Origin of the sequence: Bacillus sp. FJAT-22090 (assembly GCF_007676755.1) — a bacterium.
Lineage (GTDB): Bacteria > Bacillota > Bacilli > Bacillales_A > Planococcaceae > Psychrobacillus.
In genome coordinates this window covers 60,952-78,689 of sequence record NZ_VEBK01000005.1, presented here as the reverse complement: position 1 = coordinate 78,689, position 17,738 = coordinate 60,952, and the positions used below count along the sequence as shown (strand labels likewise).

General features: G+C 36.3%; 18 protein-coding genes. 4 read left to right on the top strand and 14 right to left on the bottom strand.

Annotated elements, in window-relative coordinates; translation table 11 throughout:
• Nucleotides 1-6: 6 nt before the first annotated feature.
• From crcB (FS486_RS08610) to ald, 3 genes are all read right to left on the bottom strand, one after another.
• Nucleotides 7-360 carry a fluoride efflux transporter CrcB gene (crcB, locus tag FS486_RS08610; protein WP_144510928.1) on the bottom strand — a complete coding sequence of 118 codons (354 nt, stop codon included), beginning with the start codon at nucleotides 358-360 and terminating at the stop codon, nucleotides 7-9.
• On the bottom strand, nucleotides 361-717 hold the full coding sequence (gene crcB / locus FS486_RS08605; protein WP_144511034.1) for a fluoride efflux transporter CrcB: 357 nt from the start codon (nucleotides 715-717) through the stop codon (nucleotides 361-363).
• A 79-nt stretch (nucleotides 718-796) separates the two neighbouring features.
• Nucleotides 797-1,912 carry an alanine dehydrogenase gene (gene ald, locus FS486_RS08600; protein WP_144510927.1) on the bottom strand — a complete coding sequence of 372 codons (1,116 nt, stop codon included), beginning with the start codon at nucleotides 1,910-1,912 and terminating at the stop codon, nucleotides 797-799.
• Between the two features lie 1,147 nt (nucleotides 1,913-3,059).
• Here ald and FS486_RS08595 point away from each other — a divergent pair.
• Entirely contained in the window at nucleotides 3,060-3,512 is a 453-nt protein-coding gene (locus FS486_RS08595) for a universal stress protein (RefSeq protein WP_144510926.1), read from the top strand.
• Nucleotides 3,513-3,659: 147 nt separating this feature from the next.
• On the opposite strand, the gene FS486_RS08590 is transcribed toward FS486_RS08595, so the two are convergent.
• The 5 genes from FS486_RS08590 to sppA form a co-directional block, all read right to left on the bottom strand.
• Nucleotides 3,660-4,850 carry an acetate/propionate family kinase gene (locus FS486_RS08590; RefSeq protein ID WP_144510925.1) on the bottom strand — a complete coding sequence of 397 codons (1,191 nt, stop codon included), beginning with the start codon at nucleotides 4,848-4,850 and terminating at the stop codon, nucleotides 3,660-3,662.
• A 66-nt stretch (nucleotides 4,851-4,916) separates the two neighbouring features.
• Nucleotides 4,917-5,846: a class I SAM-dependent methyltransferase gene (locus FS486_RS08585; RefSeq protein WP_144510924.1), complete on the bottom strand. Its 930-nt coding sequence runs from the start codon at nucleotides 5,844-5,846 to the stop codon at nucleotides 4,917-4,919.
• Between the two features lie 53 nt (nucleotides 5,847-5,899).
• On the bottom strand, nucleotides 5,900-6,406 hold the full coding sequence (gene tpx / locus FS486_RS08580; RefSeq protein WP_144510923.1) for a thiol peroxidase: 507 nt from the start codon (nucleotides 6,404-6,406) through the stop codon (nucleotides 5,900-5,902).
• Between the two features lie 35 nt (nucleotides 6,407-6,441).
• The gene (locus FS486_RS08575; RefSeq protein ID WP_144510922.1) at nucleotides 6,442-7,011 is read right to left on the bottom strand and encodes an RDD family protein; all 570 of its coding nucleotides are present in this window, start codon (nucleotides 7,009-7,011) and stop codon (nucleotides 6,442-6,444) included.
• A 12-nt stretch (nucleotides 7,012-7,023) separates the two neighbouring features.
• Nucleotides 7,024-8,037: a signal peptide peptidase SppA gene (gene sppA / locus FS486_RS08570; protein ID WP_144510921.1), complete on the bottom strand. Its 1,014-nt coding sequence runs from the start codon at nucleotides 8,035-8,037 to the stop codon at nucleotides 7,024-7,026.
• 106 nt (nucleotides 8,038-8,143) lie between these two features.
• Between sppA and FS486_RS08565 the strand changes: the two genes are divergently transcribed.
• The gene (locus FS486_RS08565; RefSeq protein WP_144510920.1) at nucleotides 8,144-8,944 is read left to right on the top strand and encodes an NAD kinase; all 801 of its coding nucleotides are present in this window, start codon (nucleotides 8,144-8,146) and stop codon (nucleotides 8,942-8,944) included.
• 32 nt (nucleotides 8,945-8,976) lie between these two features.
• Here the strand turns inward: FS486_RS08565 and rarD are convergent, their stop codons facing one another.
• The 6 genes from rarD to ezrA form a co-directional block, all read right to left on the bottom strand.
• Nucleotides 8,977-9,867 (bottom strand): EamA family transporter RarD, encoded by an 891-nt coding sequence (gene rarD, locus FS486_RS08560; RefSeq protein WP_144511033.1) that lies wholly within the window; start codon nucleotides 9,865-9,867, stop codon nucleotides 8,977-8,979.
• A gap of 186 nt (nucleotides 9,868-10,053) precedes the next feature.
• A complete protein-coding gene (mbcS, locus tag FS486_RS08555; RefSeq protein ID WP_144510919.1) occupies nucleotides 10,054-11,628 on the bottom strand; it encodes an acyl-CoA synthetase MbcS in 1,575 nt (524 codons plus the stop codon).
• A gap of 143 nt (nucleotides 11,629-11,771) precedes the next feature.
• The gene (locus FS486_RS08550; RefSeq protein ID WP_144510918.1) at nucleotides 11,772-11,966 is read right to left on the bottom strand and encodes an alpha/beta-type small acid-soluble spore protein; all 195 of its coding nucleotides are present in this window, start codon (nucleotides 11,964-11,966) and stop codon (nucleotides 11,772-11,774) included.
• Nucleotides 11,967-12,048: 82 nt separating this feature from the next.
• Nucleotides 12,049-13,251 carry a tRNA uracil 4-sulfurtransferase ThiI gene (gene thiI, locus FS486_RS08545; RefSeq protein ID WP_144510917.1) on the bottom strand — a complete coding sequence of 401 codons (1,203 nt, stop codon included), beginning with the start codon at nucleotides 13,249-13,251 and terminating at the stop codon, nucleotides 12,049-12,051.
• A gap of 5 nt (nucleotides 13,252-13,256) precedes the next feature.
• The gene (locus FS486_RS08540; protein ID WP_144510916.1) at nucleotides 13,257-14,390 is read right to left on the bottom strand and encodes a cysteine desulfurase family protein; all 1,134 of its coding nucleotides are present in this window, start codon (nucleotides 14,388-14,390) and stop codon (nucleotides 13,257-13,259) included.
• Nucleotides 14,391-14,520: 130 nt separating this feature from the next.
• Nucleotides 14,521-16,221 (bottom strand): septation ring formation regulator EzrA, encoded by a 1,701-nt coding sequence (ezrA, locus tag FS486_RS08535; protein WP_144510915.1) that lies wholly within the window; start codon nucleotides 16,219-16,221, stop codon nucleotides 14,521-14,523.
• A gap of 151 nt (nucleotides 16,222-16,372) precedes the next feature.
• Here ezrA and hisJ point away from each other — a divergent pair, with 151 nt between their 5' ends.
• Together hisJ and FS486_RS08525 are read left to right on the top strand one after the other, a co-directional pair.
• A complete protein-coding gene (gene hisJ, locus FS486_RS08530) occupies nucleotides 16,373-17,170 on the top strand; it encodes a histidinol-phosphatase HisJ (RefSeq protein WP_144510914.1) in 798 nt (265 codons plus the stop codon).
• Nucleotides 17,171-17,185: 15 nt separating this feature from the next.
• The gene (locus FS486_RS08525; protein WP_144510913.1) at nucleotides 17,186-17,680 is read left to right on the top strand and encodes a GAF domain-containing protein; all 495 of its coding nucleotides are present in this window, start codon (nucleotides 17,186-17,188) and stop codon (nucleotides 17,678-17,680) included.
• The last annotated feature ends 58 nt before the right edge of the window (nucleotides 17,681-17,738 follow it).

Sequence of the window (17,738 nt, the reverse complement as noted above, 5' to 3'; positions counted from 1 at the left end):
TGCTTTTTATTTTGCCAAATAATATCCAAGAAATGCTAATGCCAAGCCTCCGACATAAGTAACTACTAAGTACAATGCCCACTTTCGCGGATGCTGTTGAAGGACAACTAATTCCTTATGTAATGTAGAAAAAGTCGTTAAAGCACCTAAGAAACCAGTGCCAATGAATAAAGTATATATTTTTCCTAAACCTATGCTTAAAATATATCCAAGAAGAAAAGAACCGAGCAGATTAACCGTTAGCGTCCCAATGGGCAATCGATTCTCTGCCTTTAAGTTCAGCCTTTGAGAAATGTAATATCGTAATATGGCACCTAGAAATCCACCAGATCCTACAGCTAGTACATAATAGATATTCATTCACTCACTCACCTCTTTTTTCCATCCTAAATTACTCATGATTATACCGCCGCCAATGCTGATAACTAGATAAATTAAAGCAAGCAATACATAACCTTGCTCAAACAACTCCACTGTTTCTACACTTAAAGCAGAAAAAGTAGTAAAGGATCCTATGAAACCTGTCCCTACTGCTGTCTTCAACTGGTTAGAAAAATGAAATACTCTAGAAGTTAAATATGCTAAAGCATAGCAACCAACTAAATTCACGAGTAATGTTGCAAATGGAAATAAAGTATGCGAAAAAAGGAGATGGCCTATGAAATAACGAGAAATTGCCCCTAATGCTCCCGCTATACCTATATATAAATAAATCAAATGCTCCTCACTCCACCATGACATAAAATTAGAAATCACCCAAGTCTTTTTAGAATTGGGTGATTCCTTTTACATATTATTAATTCAAAAGTGTTGCAACGTCCACATAAGGTAAACCTTGTGCTTCCGCAACTGCTTTAAATGTTACATGACCTGCTAATGTGTTAATACCTTTTTGTAAGGCAAGATTGTCTAAGCAAGCTTGTTTGTAGCCTTTATTGGCGATTTGAAGTGCATAAGGTACCGTCGCATTGATCAGAGCCATTGTAGACGTTCTTGGAACTGCTCCAGGCATATTAGCAACTGCATAATGTACTACGCCATGTTTTTCATATGTTGGATTATCATGTGTTGTGATACGATCTGATGTTTCGAAAATACCGCCTTGGTCAATTGCAATATCAATTACAACTGATCCTGGAGACATCGATTTGATCATCTCTTCTGATACAAGTTTTGGAGCTTTAGCACCTGGGATTAAAACAGCCCCAATTACTAAATCTGCTTCTTTGACAGCTTGTCCAATATTGTATGGGTTCGAAATTAACGTCTGCACACTGCTACCGAATAAGTCCTCTAATTGACGAAGACGATCTGGATTTAAATCGATAATCGTAACTTGTGCTCCCATGCCTAGTGCTACGCGAGCTGCATTTGTACCTGCAATCCCACCGCCAACAACAGCAACTTTCGCACGAGGTACTCCTGGGACTCCTCCAAGCAGAATACCTTTACCACCGTGAATTTGTTCTAAATATTGCGCTCCAATTTGAGTCGCCATACGTCCTGCCACTTCACTCATCGGAGTTAATAATGGCAACGAATTATTTGGAAGTTGAACTGTTTCATACGCAATAGCAGTAACTTTTTTGTCCAAAAGTACTTTTGTCAAATCTTCTTCTGGAGCTAAATGTAGATAGGTAAAAAGAATAGACTCTTCACGTATAAGATCAAATTCAGCATGTGTAGGTTCTTTTACTTTCATCACCATTTCTTGGTCCCATGCTTCTTTTGCAGTTTGCACAATTTGCGCTCCTGCAGCAATATAATCTTCATCAGTGAAACTTGAACCTAAACCTGCACCAGCTTCGATAAAAACTTCATGATTAAAGTGCGTTAAGCTTACAACCCCAGCTGGAGTCATAGCCACTCGGTTTTCATTGTTTTTCGTTTCTTTTGGAATTCCAATACGCATTTTTATATCCCCCTATGTAATACGATATTGTTTATATGAATGATTCGCTCAATAAGTAAATCACTCGAAACAACTCCATTTTAACACTTATATATTCATAATGCTTCAATAATTTACTTTATAGCACATCTATCTAGTTTTTACACGACCGATGATAGTGACGAATTCTCCAAGTCAGCCAATAATACATAGTTTAATGTGCTACGAATTATTATAGGGATGGTGTGTCTTTATCGGTAACCGCTATGATTTTCTCTGCTTACGGACGCTTTCCGCCGGGTGAGCGATGAACCACCCCCGCCGCTTAGGCGTCGTTGGGCTGTCTCATTTGCCCACAGCGGAACAAAGGCTAAGAGCGCCACCTCGTGTGGCAACGCCTTCGTGACCAACATCATGTTGGCCTCGGCAGGAGTCGCCTCCAGCAGAGAAAATCAAAGAAAATTGCTTATCTTCCAGTATCACTTCGCTTGCTAAAAAATATCCCGTTTTTTTGTATGAGAAAAATCAATAAATGGACTACGGTAACCAATTCAGCATGTGAGTAACCAAATTATGATTTCCTCATATGATAGGGACGATGTGTCTTTATCCGTGCATAATAGTTTCATCTGTTCAAAATGTTGCGAGAAACAACCGATATTTTGGCTTGCTTACCTTTACTTGGAGAATTGATTGGGCTCGTTGTCAATTTGGTTGCTTTCCAGCTCAAACTGGTAGCGTTGCCTATTGAATTGGTTGCTTTCAAGTGACAATTGGTCTCGCTAAGCCATTTCCTAACTTTTAATGGATAATAAATACGGATAAACGCGTGTATTTTGAAGGATTGGAGCTGCAGCCGGCGACTCCAGTGGGATTAAGTGAGTAAGATGAGACTTCACATCGTATGCGTATGCGGCGGTGAAGGCTCATCACTCACCCCACGGAAAGCGTCCGTCCTGCAACGGAAATCCTAGCGGACACTTCCTTAAGACGCACTAGCCCTAATAAGCGAATCAAATATAATATAGAAAGCCTCCTTCTTTTTTACTCAATGAAATGAGAGCACTAATCAATAGATAGGATGTTTTTATAATAAATAATGAAAAAAGAAGGAATATGTCAATATATAGCGAAGTATATATATATTAAGTACAAGGAGGTTTTTATAATGACATTAAAATATAAACAAATCCTAGTTGCGGTGGACGGTTCAAAGGAAGCAGAATATGCATTCAAAAAATCAGTTTCAATTGCTGCACGAAACAACGCAACACTAAATCTTGTGAATATAATTGATACTCGATCATTCGCTGCAATCGAGGCATATGACCGTTCCATCGCCGAAAGAGCGCAATCGTTTGCTGAAGAGTTGCTTACAGGATATAAAACGGAGGCACATGCAGGTGGCGTTCAGAATGTAAATATTATTGTTGAATACGGTTCCCCTAAAACAATGATCTCCAAAGATCTTTCTAAAAAGGTAGCGGCAGATCTAATCATTTGTGGTGCTACTGGACTGAATGCTATGGAAAGATTCTTAATTGGTAGTGTTTCTGAATATATCGTACGTTCTGCTGCTTGTGATGTGTTAGTTGTTCGCACAGAAGAAATACCAGATTAATGTGAAAAGCGAAGGAAGCTCTTTAATTTTTAATCGTCTGTACCTAAAGACTGCACACTTTTAATATTATATATGACTACAGAAATATTTTGGGAGAGTTGTAAGTAGCATGCTGCTTACAACTCTCCTTTTCTTGATTAAGAGGTTTTATAATCCCGCTATTCTCATCGTATCTCTTGCTATCATAATTTCTTCATTCGTCGGGATAACAATTACTTTTACAGGAGAATGCGGATAATTAATAAACGCTTCTTTTCCATTTAACTTATTTAAATCTGGATCCATATAGACCCCCATGAATTGTAGACCGGTTAATACTTTTTCGCGGATAACCTCGCTATTTTCACCAATGCCTGCAGTAAAAATAATGGCATCGACTCCATTCATCCGAGCTGCGTAGGAACCAATATACTTATGAATTCTATTTGCAAATACATCAAGGGCCAATTGTGCTCGGTCATTGCCTTTTGATGCTTCTGTTACAATATCTCTTAAATCACTGGAGAATCCCGAAATACCAAGCATTCCAGACTTTTTATTTAATACATCTAATACATCCTCAGCACTCTTCCCTGTCTTCTCCATTAAATAAGGGATAAGGGCAGGGTCAATATTCCCGGATCTCGTACCCATCGTTACACCTGCAAGCGGAGTAAATCCCATAGACGTATCAATTGATTTTCCTCGATGGATTGCAGCAATACTTGCTCCGTTTCCGAGATGGCAAGAGATAAAACGAGTCGTTTCTATCGGTCTATTTAATAATTGTGCGGCTCTGTTTGCTACATACTTATGAGATGTTCCATGGAAGCCATATTTACGAATACCGTATTTTTCATAGTAATTATATGGAATTGCATAGAGATAGGAGCTTTCTGGCATAGTTTGATGAAAGGCAGTATCAAAAACCGCTACTGCTGGAACGTTTGGCAGCTCTTTTGCAAATTCTTTAATACCTGTTACATTTGCAGGATTATGAAGTGGAGCAAGCTCGGATAATTTGTCCAATGTTACTAATACCTCATCTGTTATTAAAACGGAATCGCTATAAATTTCACCACCATGCACAACACGATGACCTATTCCTTGTATATCATTTAATGAGTGGATAACAATTTTCTCAATAAGCATTCTCATTAATAACTGAACTGCTTGCGCATGATTTTCAACTGGTTCCACCATATGAATTCGCTCGTCCATTGTTGTCATAGTAAAGATAGGATCACTTAAACCGATTCGTTCGATAAGCCCCTTTGCAATTACTTCTTCATTTGGCATCGTGAATAATTGAAATTTTAAAGAAGAGCTTCCTGCATTTATTGCTAAAATATTTGGCATAAAAAAAACGCTCCTTCGTAAGACTTGTACATTAATTGTACCGTCCGCTTTAGGAGCGAGCAACTTTCACTTAGCGTTTTCTTCTTGCCACATATCAATTTTTTGAAAAAACAGTTCCATCGCTTCTTTATTTGTCATGTTAGGAACTTTTGCAAGCAACACTTCACGAGGAGCCTTTAACGCTTCACTTTTTTTCTGTAAAACTAATAGACTTTTTTCTTGTCCCTTTGTTTTAAAAATAGAAGCTGGAAATTGGATGACCGCTTGAATCCATCCGTTCTCTTTTATAAATTTATGAAGCTGTGGTGCTTGTTTAGATTCAAAAATAGTATCGGGTACTAAAAAGTATAAATAGCCGCCTGGTTTAACATGCTTCATCGATTGTTCGATGAATAAATGATGTGCATAAGACATTTCGTCTTTGCTGTGTAAAAAGTAGTCTTGGGCCGTTTCATCATCAGGATAATAGCCAACGGGTAAATCGCTAACTACTACATCCACTGGATCTATCATTAATGGTTTTAATGCATCTTGACGAAATAACTGGATATCATGTGCAAGAAGCTCACCAGTTTGCGCGGCTAATTGGATTAATAACTCGTCAATTTCAACTCCATATGCGAAGTTTTCTGTTGATAAAGCATTCATAACTGTGTAGAGCAAGTTCCCTGTTCCAAATGCTGGATCTAAAATGGACAATTCTGTTTGATCTTTTGTCATTTCTTTTACAAAATAGCTTACTAACAATCCAATTGCATCAGGTGTCATTTGATGATTCACTTGCGCAGATGTTTTCATCCCTTTTAAAATAGCCAATTGAATTGCTTTTCGTATTTCCTCTTTAGTCGGATCGTTTGTAGCTGGTTTTTTTTTCTCTTCGAGCCAGAGTTCTAGTGCATAGACGACACCTTCTAAATAAGTAACCGACTGTTGTTGTTCTATAAACGTGCTTTCTTGGTCAATAAATGTAAAAATTTCTTCCATATTTGTTTGCATATACATCCCTCAAATGAAAACCCACTCTGTTTTAATGAGTGGGTTTGTTTTTATTATTTCGTTGCTTCTTTTACTGCTTCTAATGCTTTGTCGTAATCTGGATGATCCGTTCCTTCACTTACATATTCAGCATAAGTAACAACATCATTTTTATCAACAACAAAAACAGAACGTGCAAGTAAACGTAGCTCTTCCATTCCAACACCGAATGCTTCCCCAAAAGAAAGATCACGGTGATCCGATAAAGTTTGAACAGCATCTGCAGCATTCGCTCCGCACCAACGTTTTTGAGCAAAAGGTAAATCTACTGAAATTGTTAAAATTACAACATCCTCACCTAAACTAGCAGCAGCTTGATTGAATTTATTTGTTTGAGTCGAACAAACACCTGTATCGAGCGATGGAACTACACTAATTAAACGAACCTTACCAGCAGAATCTTGTAGCGTTACCGGGGATAAGTCGTTTGCTAGTACTGTAAAGTTTGGTGCTTTTTCTCCAACTACTACTTCTTTACCAATTAAAGTTACTGGGTTGTTTTTAAATGTTACTTGAGCCATAATATGTAGCCTCCTTTTTCAATATCTTCATCTTACTAGAATACATTCTGCTCTTGCAACTCTTTTGCAACGACAGATTGTTTTATCTGCTTATCATAAACTGCCTCATGGACAACTAATGTATCTGCTATAAAATCATGAATCGCTTGTTTCTTCGGTGTAAATGCCACGACTATATAAGGAATATTAAGCGGAATAACTGAAATTAGTCGTCCAATCCATTCCCTAAAAAGAACAGTACTCCACTTTAGTTTCCCACCATACTTAGACACAACTCGAATTCCGAAGATCATTTTTCCTACTGTTTGATTGCAAAACTTCGTCATGAGTACAAAATAAGCATAGAAAATGGTTGCCGTTATTAATGTAAAGGGGGCATGCCAAACTGGATTATTTATCTCCAATGAGAATAATCGAAATATGGGTTTTATTAGCAACATACCAATGGATGATAAAATAAGAATGTCCGCTGTATACGCCCAAAAACGAATCCAAAAACCAGCAGCTTTATGTGCATAAAGTTCGGATGGATAGACGGCTGGCTTTTTGTCTACTAATTCGTGTTCTTGCACTTCTTGTTCTTCTGGCTGTACAACTTCACTCATCTTGACCCCTCCTTATTCATTTCCAAATAAATACATCATTTTAGGTGCACTATTATCAACTATTAACTTTCCAATCAATTTGGATTCCATATCAACGCCTAAAAATGACTGAGCTTTCATAGCAAATAATGAAGAAAAGCTCTGCGAATGTCCATATTCAAAAACTTCTGCGTTTTCTAAGTTGTAATCTGTTTTAATACCTGCAATAGCGTCTTCTAAAAATCCTAATTCATCTGCAAGACCAGCTTCAATCGCTTGTCGCCCATTCACGATTCGTCCATCTGCTATTTTTTTCACTTCTGCTTCTGTCATATTTCGTCCTTGTTCGATAATGTCAACAAAATCTTCATAGGAATCGTTTAGCATTTCTTGAAGCATATTTCTTTCAGCATCTGTCATTTCTCTTGTCGGACTCATAATATCTTTATAAGGTCCTGATTTAATCGTCACAAATTCAACGCCGTATTTTTCGGCCAATTTACCATAATTGATGCTTTGCATGATTACGCCAATAGAGCCTGTCATTGTTTCTTTGTTGACAAATATTTTATCAGCTGGGGCTGAAATATAATACCCGCCAGACGCAGCCATACTTCCCATCGATACATAAATCGGTTTAGCCGTTTCCTCTTGTATTTCTCTAATTTCTCGATAGATTTGTGCAGATTCAACTACACCGCCACCTGGTGAATTTACTTGTAGGACAATCGCCTTTACGGAATCATCTAGTTTTACCTGTTCTAGCTGTTGTAGAAAGAATTGATGGTTATACCCTTCTGCAGCAAAAAGTGAACTAGCACTTCCGGTGTCTTGAATAGTCCCGTCTACAGTAAGTAGCGCAATACGTTCGTTCACATCTCCTTCTTCTAATACCGTTTCATAAAATTCTGAGCTAGAAACCGATGCAAACTCGTCTAGCATTGCTGTCCAATCCGTCGAAAAAGCACTTGAGAGCGCGTTCACACCTATTGAAATAACTAGCAATACGGTTGCTCCTAAAATAGCAAACCAGCGTTTCATATTCATATACTATTTTCCTCCTTTAGTTATCCTCTTTACATACGAAAATAATGTCTAAACGTTTCATTAAATGTTAAAATATCTAGTATACCATAAAAAAAGGAGCATGCTTATGACCTCCCGAAATACGATATATTTGTATACTAAGAATGACACAAAATCTTTGCAAAAAAAAGCCAATTTGGCAAAAGCAATTACCGAGCATGGATTTCAAGTAGTTGAAAACCATCAAGACGCCTCTATTATTGTTAGCATCGGGTCAGATGGTTCCTTCCTACAAGCGGTCCGAAAAACTGGTTTTAGGCAAGATTGTTTGTATGCAGGTATTTCTACCACTGATTCATTGAGTATGTATTGTGATTTCCTTGCGGATGATATTGAAGCTATGGCAGATGCAGTATTAACAGAGAAAATCGAGGTTCGAAAATATCCAGTTCTAGAGGTTTCTATCAACGATAATCCACACTTTTTATGCTTAAATGAATTTTCCATACGTTCAAATATTATCAAGACCTTCGTATTAGATATAATGATCGACCATAAACATTTTGAGACATTTCGTGGAGATGGAATCGTCATCTCTACCCCTACTGGAAGCTCCGCCTACAATAAGTCTTTAAACGGTTCCATTGTCGACCCTCTTCTTCCTTGTATTCAAGTATCAGAAATTGCTTCCGTTAATAGCAATGAATTTAGAACACTAGGTTCCTCTTTTATTTTAAGTGGAAGCAGATCTCTAGAGCTAAGGTTACATAAGGACTGGAACGATTATCCTTCTATGAGCACGGACAATGAAGCACTCAGTATTCAACATGTAGAAACTGTTTCATTAAAACTTAGCAATCAAGTAATTAAAACAGTTAAATTGAAAAATAATAGTTATTGGGAAAAAGTAAAAAGAACTTTTTTATAGATTACAACAGGGAATTTCGTTTAAAAACGGAACTACCTGTTTTTTCTTACCTCGATAATTTTCGATATAGTAAATAAAATTAATGCGCACCATATAAACGAAAAGGATAAAAATTCAATTTTACTAAATCTCTCCTTATATATAAATATCCCAACTAATAACATAAGAGTAGGAGCAATATATTGGATAAATCCTGACAAATATAAAGGAATCGTTTTTGTTCCCTTCGCAAATAAAACTAGTGGAACAGCCGTTGCAACACCCGTCAGTAAAAGTAAAAAAACAGTAACAAAATCAGAGGAAAAAAACATAGCTCTATCCGTTGCCACCAAGTAAGCAAAATAAATTAACGCTACCGGAAGAACAAATAGCGTTTCAATCGTTAACCCTCTTAGCGCGTCCACTTTTAACGTTTTCTTAATCAACCCATAAAATGCAAATGTAATTGCCAAGGAAAAAGATACCCATGGTATTTGTCCGTAAGAAATAGTTAAAATGAGTACGCCAATAGCTGCAATCAATACTGCTAAAAACTGAGCTCTTGATAATCTTTCTTTTAAAAAGACAATTCCAAGTATGACAGAGAGTAAAGGGTTTATGTAATATCCTAAGCTTGTCTGAACAATATGTCCTGCATTTACCGCATAGATGAATATAAACCAATTTCCTGTTATTAAATAAGAAGCAAAGAAAAGGCTCCAAAAAGTTCTTTTATCCTTCCATAAATCCTGTAAATCAATGATGAGTAGTTGGAAATTACGCCCAACTATAACAAGTAGCAATGTAAACATAAACGACCAAATAACCCGGCCAGCTAATATTTCATCGCTTGACACATGTTCTAACAACTTCCAATAGATCGGCATAAATCCCCATAAAATATAAGCGATAGCGACCATTAAAATACCTTGTCTTTCTTCCATTTGCACAATTTTCAACTCCTTTTTTTGCCACTCGAAAATAATAGATTCATTATATTGCTTTAGCTAGGTAAAGTAAATAGGAAAACGCGATATTCCTTTATATCCATATCTCTCTTGTTTTTAATAGCTATTGACATCTGCTCAAAAAACCACGGAGAACATAGAACTGCTCTCCGTGGTTTTTGCCTATCTCTTCAGTTGTTCGTTTTGTCTTAATTCAACCCTTCTGATTTTTCCAGAAGCCGTTTTCGGTAATTCCTCCACAAACTCTATTTCTCTAGGATATTTGTAGGGGGCAGTAATTGTTTTCACATGTTCTTGAAGTTCTTTCACTAATTCATCCGACGCCTTAGATTTATCCAGTAAAACGACAAAAGCTTTTACGATGGAACCACGAACTTCATGTGGGCTACCGATCACTGCGCATTCCTGCACTGCTGGATGCTTTGTTAAGGCATCCTCTACTTCAAATGGACCTATTGTATAGCCCGAACTAATAATGATATCGTCGCCTCTACCCTCAAACCAGAAATAGCCATCTTCATCTTTTTTCGCTTGGTCACCTGTAACATAATACTCGCCTCTAAATTGCATCGATGTTCTTTCTGGGTCTTTTAAATATTCCTTGAAAAGGGCAGGAGTTTTTATGTGTACGGCAATATCCCCTACTTCACCAGGGGCACAAATTTCTCCTACTTCATTAATGATTTCTACTGTATTGCCGGGAGTTGGTTTCCCCATTGAACCAGGTCTTGCTTCCATCCCTTTCATCGTTCCAACAAGCAAAGTATTTTCTGTTTGACCATATCCATCGCGGACTTCTAGGTTAAACAGTTTTTCAAATGTTTCAATTACCTCTCTATTAAGCGGTTCTCCTGCTGAAACTGCGCTATGAAGAGAAGAAAGGTTATAATTTGATAAGCCTTCTACCTTTGCCATAATCCTATATTCGGTAGGAGTGCAACAAAGAACATTAACTTTTTTATCTTGAATATTTTTTAAATATACATTCGGTTCAAATTTGCCGTTATATACATATCCAACTGCTCCACTTCCAAGCGTCGCAAGGAAAGGACTCCAAATCCATTTTTGCCATCCAGGGCTCGCTGTTGCCCATACAATATCTCCCTCTTGGATGCCTAACCAGTTTGGCCCTGATGTCCGCAAATGCGCAAAGGCCCAGCCATGTGTATGTACTACTCCTTTTGGATTGCCAGTCGTTCCACTCGTATAAGAGATAAACGCCATATCGTCACTTAAGGTATCTACTGTTTGGAATACATCCGTTTCACTTAAAATTTCATGTGACAAAGACGTCCAATTGTTCTTGCCATCCCCTATTACAAATAATAATTTATTTTCTAAGTTTTGTACGTCATTAAATTGATCTAAAAATGGTTCATATGCGATAATTGCTTTCGCTCCACTATGAACTAGACGGTATTCGATATCCTTAGCTCGCAACATTTCTGAACTTGGTATAACAACTAACCCTGCTTTTAATGCAGCAATATAAACTTCATATGCTTCAACCAAACGAGGTACCATTACTAGAACGATATCTCCTTTTTTTAAGCCAGCACGAGTAAATACATTTGCAATTTTGTTTGCCTGTTGAATTAGTTGCTTATATGTACTCTTTCTAGTTTTCCCGTTGTCCGATTCCCAAATGAGCGCTAATCTTTCTTCACTAGTGCTATACTTTTCAAACTCACTTACCAAGTTATAATGCGCCGGTGCTATTAAATCTTGTGTATTCAATATAATTCCTCCTTTACAGTACAACTTAATTATAAAGTAAATTATTTGATTATTAAATGAAAATTTAATTTTCTAACTTATATAGGCGGATATTTTAGGTCATTAAAAAACCGACAGCCTAAGCTGCCGGTTTATTTGTTCACTTATTTATTGTAACCGTTCATTTGTGATTGGGCTTGACGCACTAATCGCTTTGTAATTTCTCCGCCTACGGATCCGTTGGCACGCGATGATGCATCAGCTCCAAGTTGTACTCCAAACTCTTGAGCAATTTCATATTTCATTTGATCAATTGCTTGTTTTACGCCTGGAACTACAAGTTGATTGTTGTTTGGCATGTCTCTCACCTCCTTGTGAAATTAGAATGGTCGTTTTCTCTAATTTCATACACAAGGTTAGAAGGTATTTTTTGCCACTTTTTTAAAGGAGACTTTCAAATTCGTTTTTCTTTTTAGTCGGAAACGAGTAAACCTCTTTATTTTCTACTGCTTCTTTTATTAAATCATTATAATCCTTAAAGCTCTCGTAGTATTGTACTTTCTCGAGCTTTGGCTTTGTTTTAGGACAAGATGGCGTAAAAATAGTACAACAATCTTCATACGGCAGGATGGATGTGTCATAAGTTCCTATTTCCCGGGCAATATCTATAATATCTAACTTATCCATCGAAATAAGTGGTCTAAAGACAGGTGTGGATGTTACTGCATTAATGGCAGTTAAACTTTCAAGTGTTTGGCTTGCAACTTGACCTAAACTTTCTCCTGTGACAATTCCTAACGCACCAATTTCTTCTCGCACTAAGTCTGCAATTTTCATCATCATTCTTCTAGTTGTAGTCATCGATACATTTTCTGGAATTTGCGCTTGAATACTTTGTTGGATTTCTGTAAATGGAATAACATGTAGTCTTACAGTTGCTCCAAAATGACTTAACTGGTTAGCTAAGTCCATCACTTTTTCTTTTGAACGTTCACTAGTAAATGGAGGACTATGAAAATGAATAGCATCCAATCTAACTCCTCGTTTCAAAAGCATAAAGCCAGCAACTGGACTATCGATTCCACCCGAAAGCATTAATAATGAACGACCATTTGAACCAAGCGGCATTCCCCCTGCTCCTGGGATTACTTGAGCCATCATATATACAGCGTCATTTAATACTTCAATTCGTAAATCTATTTCGGGTTTTTTCATCTGTACTTTTAAAGAAGGATACTGTCGTAATACATGACTTGCCACTGTCGTTTGCAGTTCATATGTATCAAGCGGAAATTTTTTATCCGTGCGTTTTACCGTCACTCTGAACGTTTTGTCTTTACTGTCTAAACTTTCTAAAATTTGAAGCGCAGTCGTTTGTATATCTTCTAATTCTTTTGAACAAGATGCAACTGGGCTAAATGATTGAATACCAAATATTTTTGGCAAGCGCTCTATTAACGATTGAATTTCCGAATCCTCAGAGGAAGTTAAAAACATTCGATCTCTTTCCGCTTGTACTTTAATATTTGGCAAATCTACAAAAGAAAATTTTATATTATTACGGAGATGCGTTATAAACTGTTTTCTATTTTTTCCTTTTGTTGATAATTCACCGTATCTTACTAAAATCTTTTCCCATTTCATACAATTTAGTCTCCTTTAATTACATTCATCACTTGTGTAAATATGTTTTTAAACTGATTGACCTCTTCTTGAGTATTAAACGAACTAATACTTAAACGGATTACTCCTTTAATATGCTCGTCTTGTATATGCATTGCTTTTAGTACATGACTAGTTTTTGTTTGCCTCGAAGAACATGCACTGCTTGTAGAAACTATAACATTTTTTTGCTGTAAAGCATTAATAATTACTTCGCCTTTGATTTTATGAACTGAAAAAGAAATTATATGTGGTGCTCTCTTTATAGGAGAAATTATTTTTATTGCAGAAAAAGAACGCAAAAAATGAAAAAGATCGTCTGTCATCATTTGCATTTTTTGTACTTTTTCTTGAAAGTTCTCATTTGCAAGCCTCATCGCTTTTGCAGTAGATACAGCTAATGGAACTGGAGTCGTCCCACTTCGAATACCAAATTCCTGCCCTCCACCAAATAGAATCGGTTCTACTTCAATAAATTGTTTTAATGCTAGTACACCTGAGCCTTTTAAACCATGGATCTTATGCGAGGAAATGGTGATAGCATCTACATCAAATTCTCCAAAATGTACCAGTAATTTCCCAAAACTTTGCACTGCATCCATATGGATTAACGCTCGGCTATTCTTTCTTGTTATCGAAGTAAGCTTTTCAATTGGCTGGATTGCTCCAGTTTCATTATTCACATGCATTACACTTACTAATACTGTATCGTCGCGTAGCATTTGTCTTACTGTATCGAGTACAATAATTCCATCTGAATCTACAGGAATCCATTCGACTTCAAATCCAGTTAGTGCTAGGTGTCTGGCAGCTTCTATCACAGATGGATGCTCCACTGCTGAGATGAGTATATGACTTCCACGATGTTTATATTTATTTGCTAAACCAATAATAGCTAGATTATTGGATTCAGTGCCACCTGATGTAAAATAAACCTTATCGTTGGCTGTGTGTAATATTTCTGCTACTTGTTGTCTAGCTGATTGTAATAATTCGTTTGTTTGATGACCAAATTCATGTATAGAGGCTGGGTTTGCCCAAAATTTCTCGTTCACTGCCATAAATGTTTCTAATACTTTTGGATGTACTTTTGTTGTGGCACTGTTATCAAAATAAATCACTGTAGTTCCCTCCTTTTTCGGAAAAAAACCACCATCACTTTTTTAGTGAGGTGGTTCACGTTTGTATAAAAAACAGAATACTAAGTCTAGACCGTCCAGAAAGACCGAATGCATTTCTTACATTTATTAGTTATGTACGCCAAGCTTCTTCTTTCACCAATACTTCAATTTTCTTCAAAGCACCTGGTTCTACTTCTTCTACTGCTGTTGCAGCATCTTCTAGCGCTTTTGCATATCTAAGTTGCCTGAATGCTTCCTCTGCTTCTAACAAGCGTGCGTGTATACTAGGATGACTAGCACGATAACGGTTTCCGTATTGAATAATTTTTTCTGTTAATAATACATTTTCTAACATTTCTTTTGCCCTTTTATGCACTTCTTCCATACAAGCTTCGGCTTTCTCTAAATAATTATCCACTAATGTCATATTTAAAGGTACTTCTTGAAGGCTTTGCATCGCCACATATATATGCTCTTCTGCTTCTTCCAAACGTACATCCATATCTTCAGGAATCCCTGGAATATTCGCTTTTTGTAGCATACGATCCGTATCATGTAATATATCTTTTAGCTCATCTAACTTTTCACGAGCTTTATTTTCATCGATACGGAGATTATTTAATCGATTTGCAAAGCGTTCCTGTTCTTCATATAGACGATCAAGTTCTTCTGCAATTTCGTTTAGATCTTCTTGTAGACTAGAATACGCAGATTTTTCTTCGTCCACCCGAGACGAAAGAAGTCCGAACTTCTTTTCCAACTCTTCTAATTCCTTCAAACAGCTTTGTGGAATTTCAGCTTCTTTTTCTGGTAAACGATAGCTTTGTTGTACATATGCAGCTTCTTCACTTATTGCGCGAGTAACATTTGTTACTTCTTTTAAACGTGTCGCAGTTTGTCCTTTGTATTGATCCACGTATTTTTTTGCAAGTACCTCTTTTTCTAACAAGTCATAGAAGGTTTCCATTTCATCTTTTATTTCTTCTACTCTGACAATGGTTTTTTCAATTTCAAGATTGACTACTGCTTCCTTTAACTCGATCAATTCTTCTTCTATCGAATCTAATTTGTTGCTCATTTCAAGATGTTGCAAGTAATAAGAACTTTCTTCCATTTCTTTCTGACCATTTCGTAGTTCGTGAATGGTAGCAGGAATTTTATTTTGGATTTCTGAAAGGATTGTTGGAATATCGTGCAACTTTGGAAAGAATTTTTGTCCTTCGTCTTGTAAAGATATAACAATTTCTCTTGCGCTCAAATAATTTCCTGTCTCGGTTAGTTTATCAAATTCCTCAAAATGCGGGATAAATGATTCTAATTTTGTTTCTAATGCAGGTACGGCATCTCCAAAAGAATATTGATGAGCAAGTAAAGTTTTTCTAGCAGCACGATGCTGTTCTTTCAACTGCTCCATTTCAATTCGATTTTTTTCCTCACTACCGATTAACTCTTCTAGTTCTTTTAAAATCTCTGACATTTTGTCATCGCAAAAAGAAATCAATGTTTGAATTTCTTTTTCAATTTTAGAAGCCTTCGGAAAGATAAATTTATCTACTTTTTCTTCTGCATCGAATAATAGAACGTCAATTTTCGGCATATGAACATCCATAACTTCTGTCCATGTATTTCTCCATCTTTCAAACATCTCTTCTGTTTGACCATTCATATTCAATTGTTTTACTTTTGTCATTTCTTCTAAAATAGGTTTATTTTGAATTTGATGCTTTTCATGTTCTAAACGTTCAATTTCCGAATTATGTTTTCTTCTTATAATAAACGCAAAAACTGCAATTACTAAAAGTATAATGACTGCTGGGATGATATACTTCATCGTAAGCCCCCTGTTCCAAAATCAAAAAAGTTCTAATTCAAATGTTCCTCTATATATTACCATGCTTTTTATGTTATTGTTTCATAAAACACTAGAAAAGCAATGAATTTTTTGAAATAATAATATTTCTGCGCAAAGGAGGCTAGTTTTGTTGAAAAAGGATGGTCATATTCATACACCCTATTGTCCTCACGGAACGCTTGATCCATTCCATCTATATATTGAAAAAGCAATACGAAATGGTTTTTATGAAATCTCTTTTACAGAGCACGCTCCATTGCCTCAAAACTTTGTAGATCCAACCCCCGATAAGGATAGCGGAATGGACATTAGCCGTCTCGAATCTTATTTGTCCGATTTAGATGATTTGAAAAAACAATATAGAAAAGATATTATTATTTCAACTGGATTAGAAATAGATTTTATATCGGGCTTTGAAGATGAGACTATTTCTTTTCTAAATACATACGGAAAATATTTGGATGATTCGATTCTCTCTGTTCATTTCTTATATTTTCAAAATGACTATACATGTATAGACTTTTCTAAATCTACTTATCTAAAATTTATAAAACGAGTGGGAAGCCCAATGTCTGTGTATAAATTGTATTATAAAACATTGATGGATTCAATAACGAGTGATTTAGGAAAATATAAACCAAATCGAATCGGTCATATTACACTCGTTCATAAGTTTCAACACGCACTTTCCGAAAAAATAAATGATCATGAAGAAATTATTATTATTTTAAAGGAAATGAAAAGACGTCAGCTTCAGTTAGATGTAAATAGTGCTGGCTTTACTAAACCTTATTGTTTAGAAAGTTATCCCGCCCCGGCTTATATTGAACTGGCAAAAAAGTTGGAAATACCTTTAATATTCGGTTCGGATGCACATCAGGTTAATGATTTACATCAATTTTATAACGAATTAAAAAATCATTTGTAGAATGGAGAATAGCATATGTTCACGAAAACAACTTATTCTGAGGATTTAGCAGCTAATTATACAATGTTAGCGAAACAATTAGATGCACTTTTAACTGGAGAAAAAAACCCTATTGCCAATTTAAGCAATGCCTCTGCATTATTAAATCAATTTTTTAATCAAATTAACTGGGTAGGGTTTTATTTAATGGAAGACGGGGAACTAGTTCTAGGCCCATTTCAAGGTCTACCGGCTTGTGTAAGAATTCCAGTTGGAAAAGGCGTATGCGGTACTGTCGCAAAAACGCAAGAAACAGCTATTGTACCGGATGTTCATGCATTTCCTGGCCATATTGCATGTGATGCTGCATCACAATCTGAAATTGTCGTACCTATTATAAAAGACGAGACATTAGTAGGGGTCCTTGATATAGATAGCCCCATTAAAAATCGTTTTTCTGAACAAGATGCAATAGGCTTAGAACAGTTTGTTGAAGTTTTAACCAAGCATTTAACAAGCCAATTATACTAATACAGTAAAATACGAATGGATAGAGATTTCAGGAAATACCTGAATCTCTATCCATTTT

What these genes read in the sequence shown, in the direction of transcription:
- FS486_RS08565 (WP_144510920.1), top strand. Translation starts at nt 8,144, where the DNA reads ATGACCTCCCGAAATACGATATATTTGTATACTAAGAATGACACAAAA.
- ezrA (WP_144510915.1), bottom strand. Translation starts at nt 16,221, where the DNA reads ATGAAGTATATCATCCCAGCAGTCATTATACTTTTAGTAATTGCAGTT.
- FS486_RS08575 (WP_144510922.1), bottom strand. Translation starts at nt 7,011, where the DNA reads ATGAGTGAAGTTGTACAGCCAGAAGAACAAGAAGTGCAAGAACACGAA.
- tpx (WP_144510923.1), bottom strand. Translation starts at nt 6,406, where the DNA reads ATGGCTCAAGTAACATTTAAAAACAACCCAGTAACTTTAATTGGTAAA.
- thiI (WP_144510917.1), bottom strand. Translation starts at nt 13,251, where the DNA reads ATGAAATGGGAAAAGATTTTAGTAAGATACGGTGAATTATCAACAAAA.
- FS486_RS08550 (WP_144510918.1), bottom strand. Translation starts at nt 11,966, where the DNA reads ATGCCAAACAACAATCAACTTGTAGTTCCAGGCGTAAAACAAGCAATT.
- FS486_RS08585 (WP_144510924.1), bottom strand. Translation starts at nt 5,846, where the DNA reads ATGCAAACAAATATGGAAGAAATTTTTACATTTATTGACCAAGAAAGC.
- ald (WP_144510927.1), bottom strand. Translation starts at nt 1,912, where the DNA reads ATGCGTATTGGAATTCCAAAAGAAACGAAAAACAATGAAAACCGAGTG.
- FS486_RS08590 (WP_144510925.1), bottom strand. Translation starts at nt 4,850, where the DNA reads ATGCCAAATATTTTAGCAATAAATGCAGGAAGCTCTTCTTTAAAATTT.
- FS486_RS08595 (WP_144510926.1), top strand. Translation starts at nt 3,060, where the DNA reads ATGACATTAAAATATAAACAAATCCTAGTTGCGGTGGACGGTTCAAAG.
- sppA (WP_144510921.1), bottom strand. Translation starts at nt 8,037, where the DNA reads ATGAATATGAAACGCTGGTTTGCTATTTTAGGAGCAACCGTATTGCTA.
- rarD (WP_144511033.1), bottom strand. Translation starts at nt 9,867, where the DNA reads ATGGAAGAAAGACAAGGTATTTTAATGGTCGCTATCGCTTATATTTTA.
- FS486_RS08525 (WP_144510913.1), top strand. Translation starts at nt 17,186, where the DNA reads ATGTTCACGAAAACAACTTATTCTGAGGATTTAGCAGCTAATTATACA.
- crcB (WP_144510928.1), bottom strand. Translation starts at nt 360, where the DNA reads ATGAATATCTATTATGTACTAGCTGTAGGATCTGGTGGATTTCTAGGT.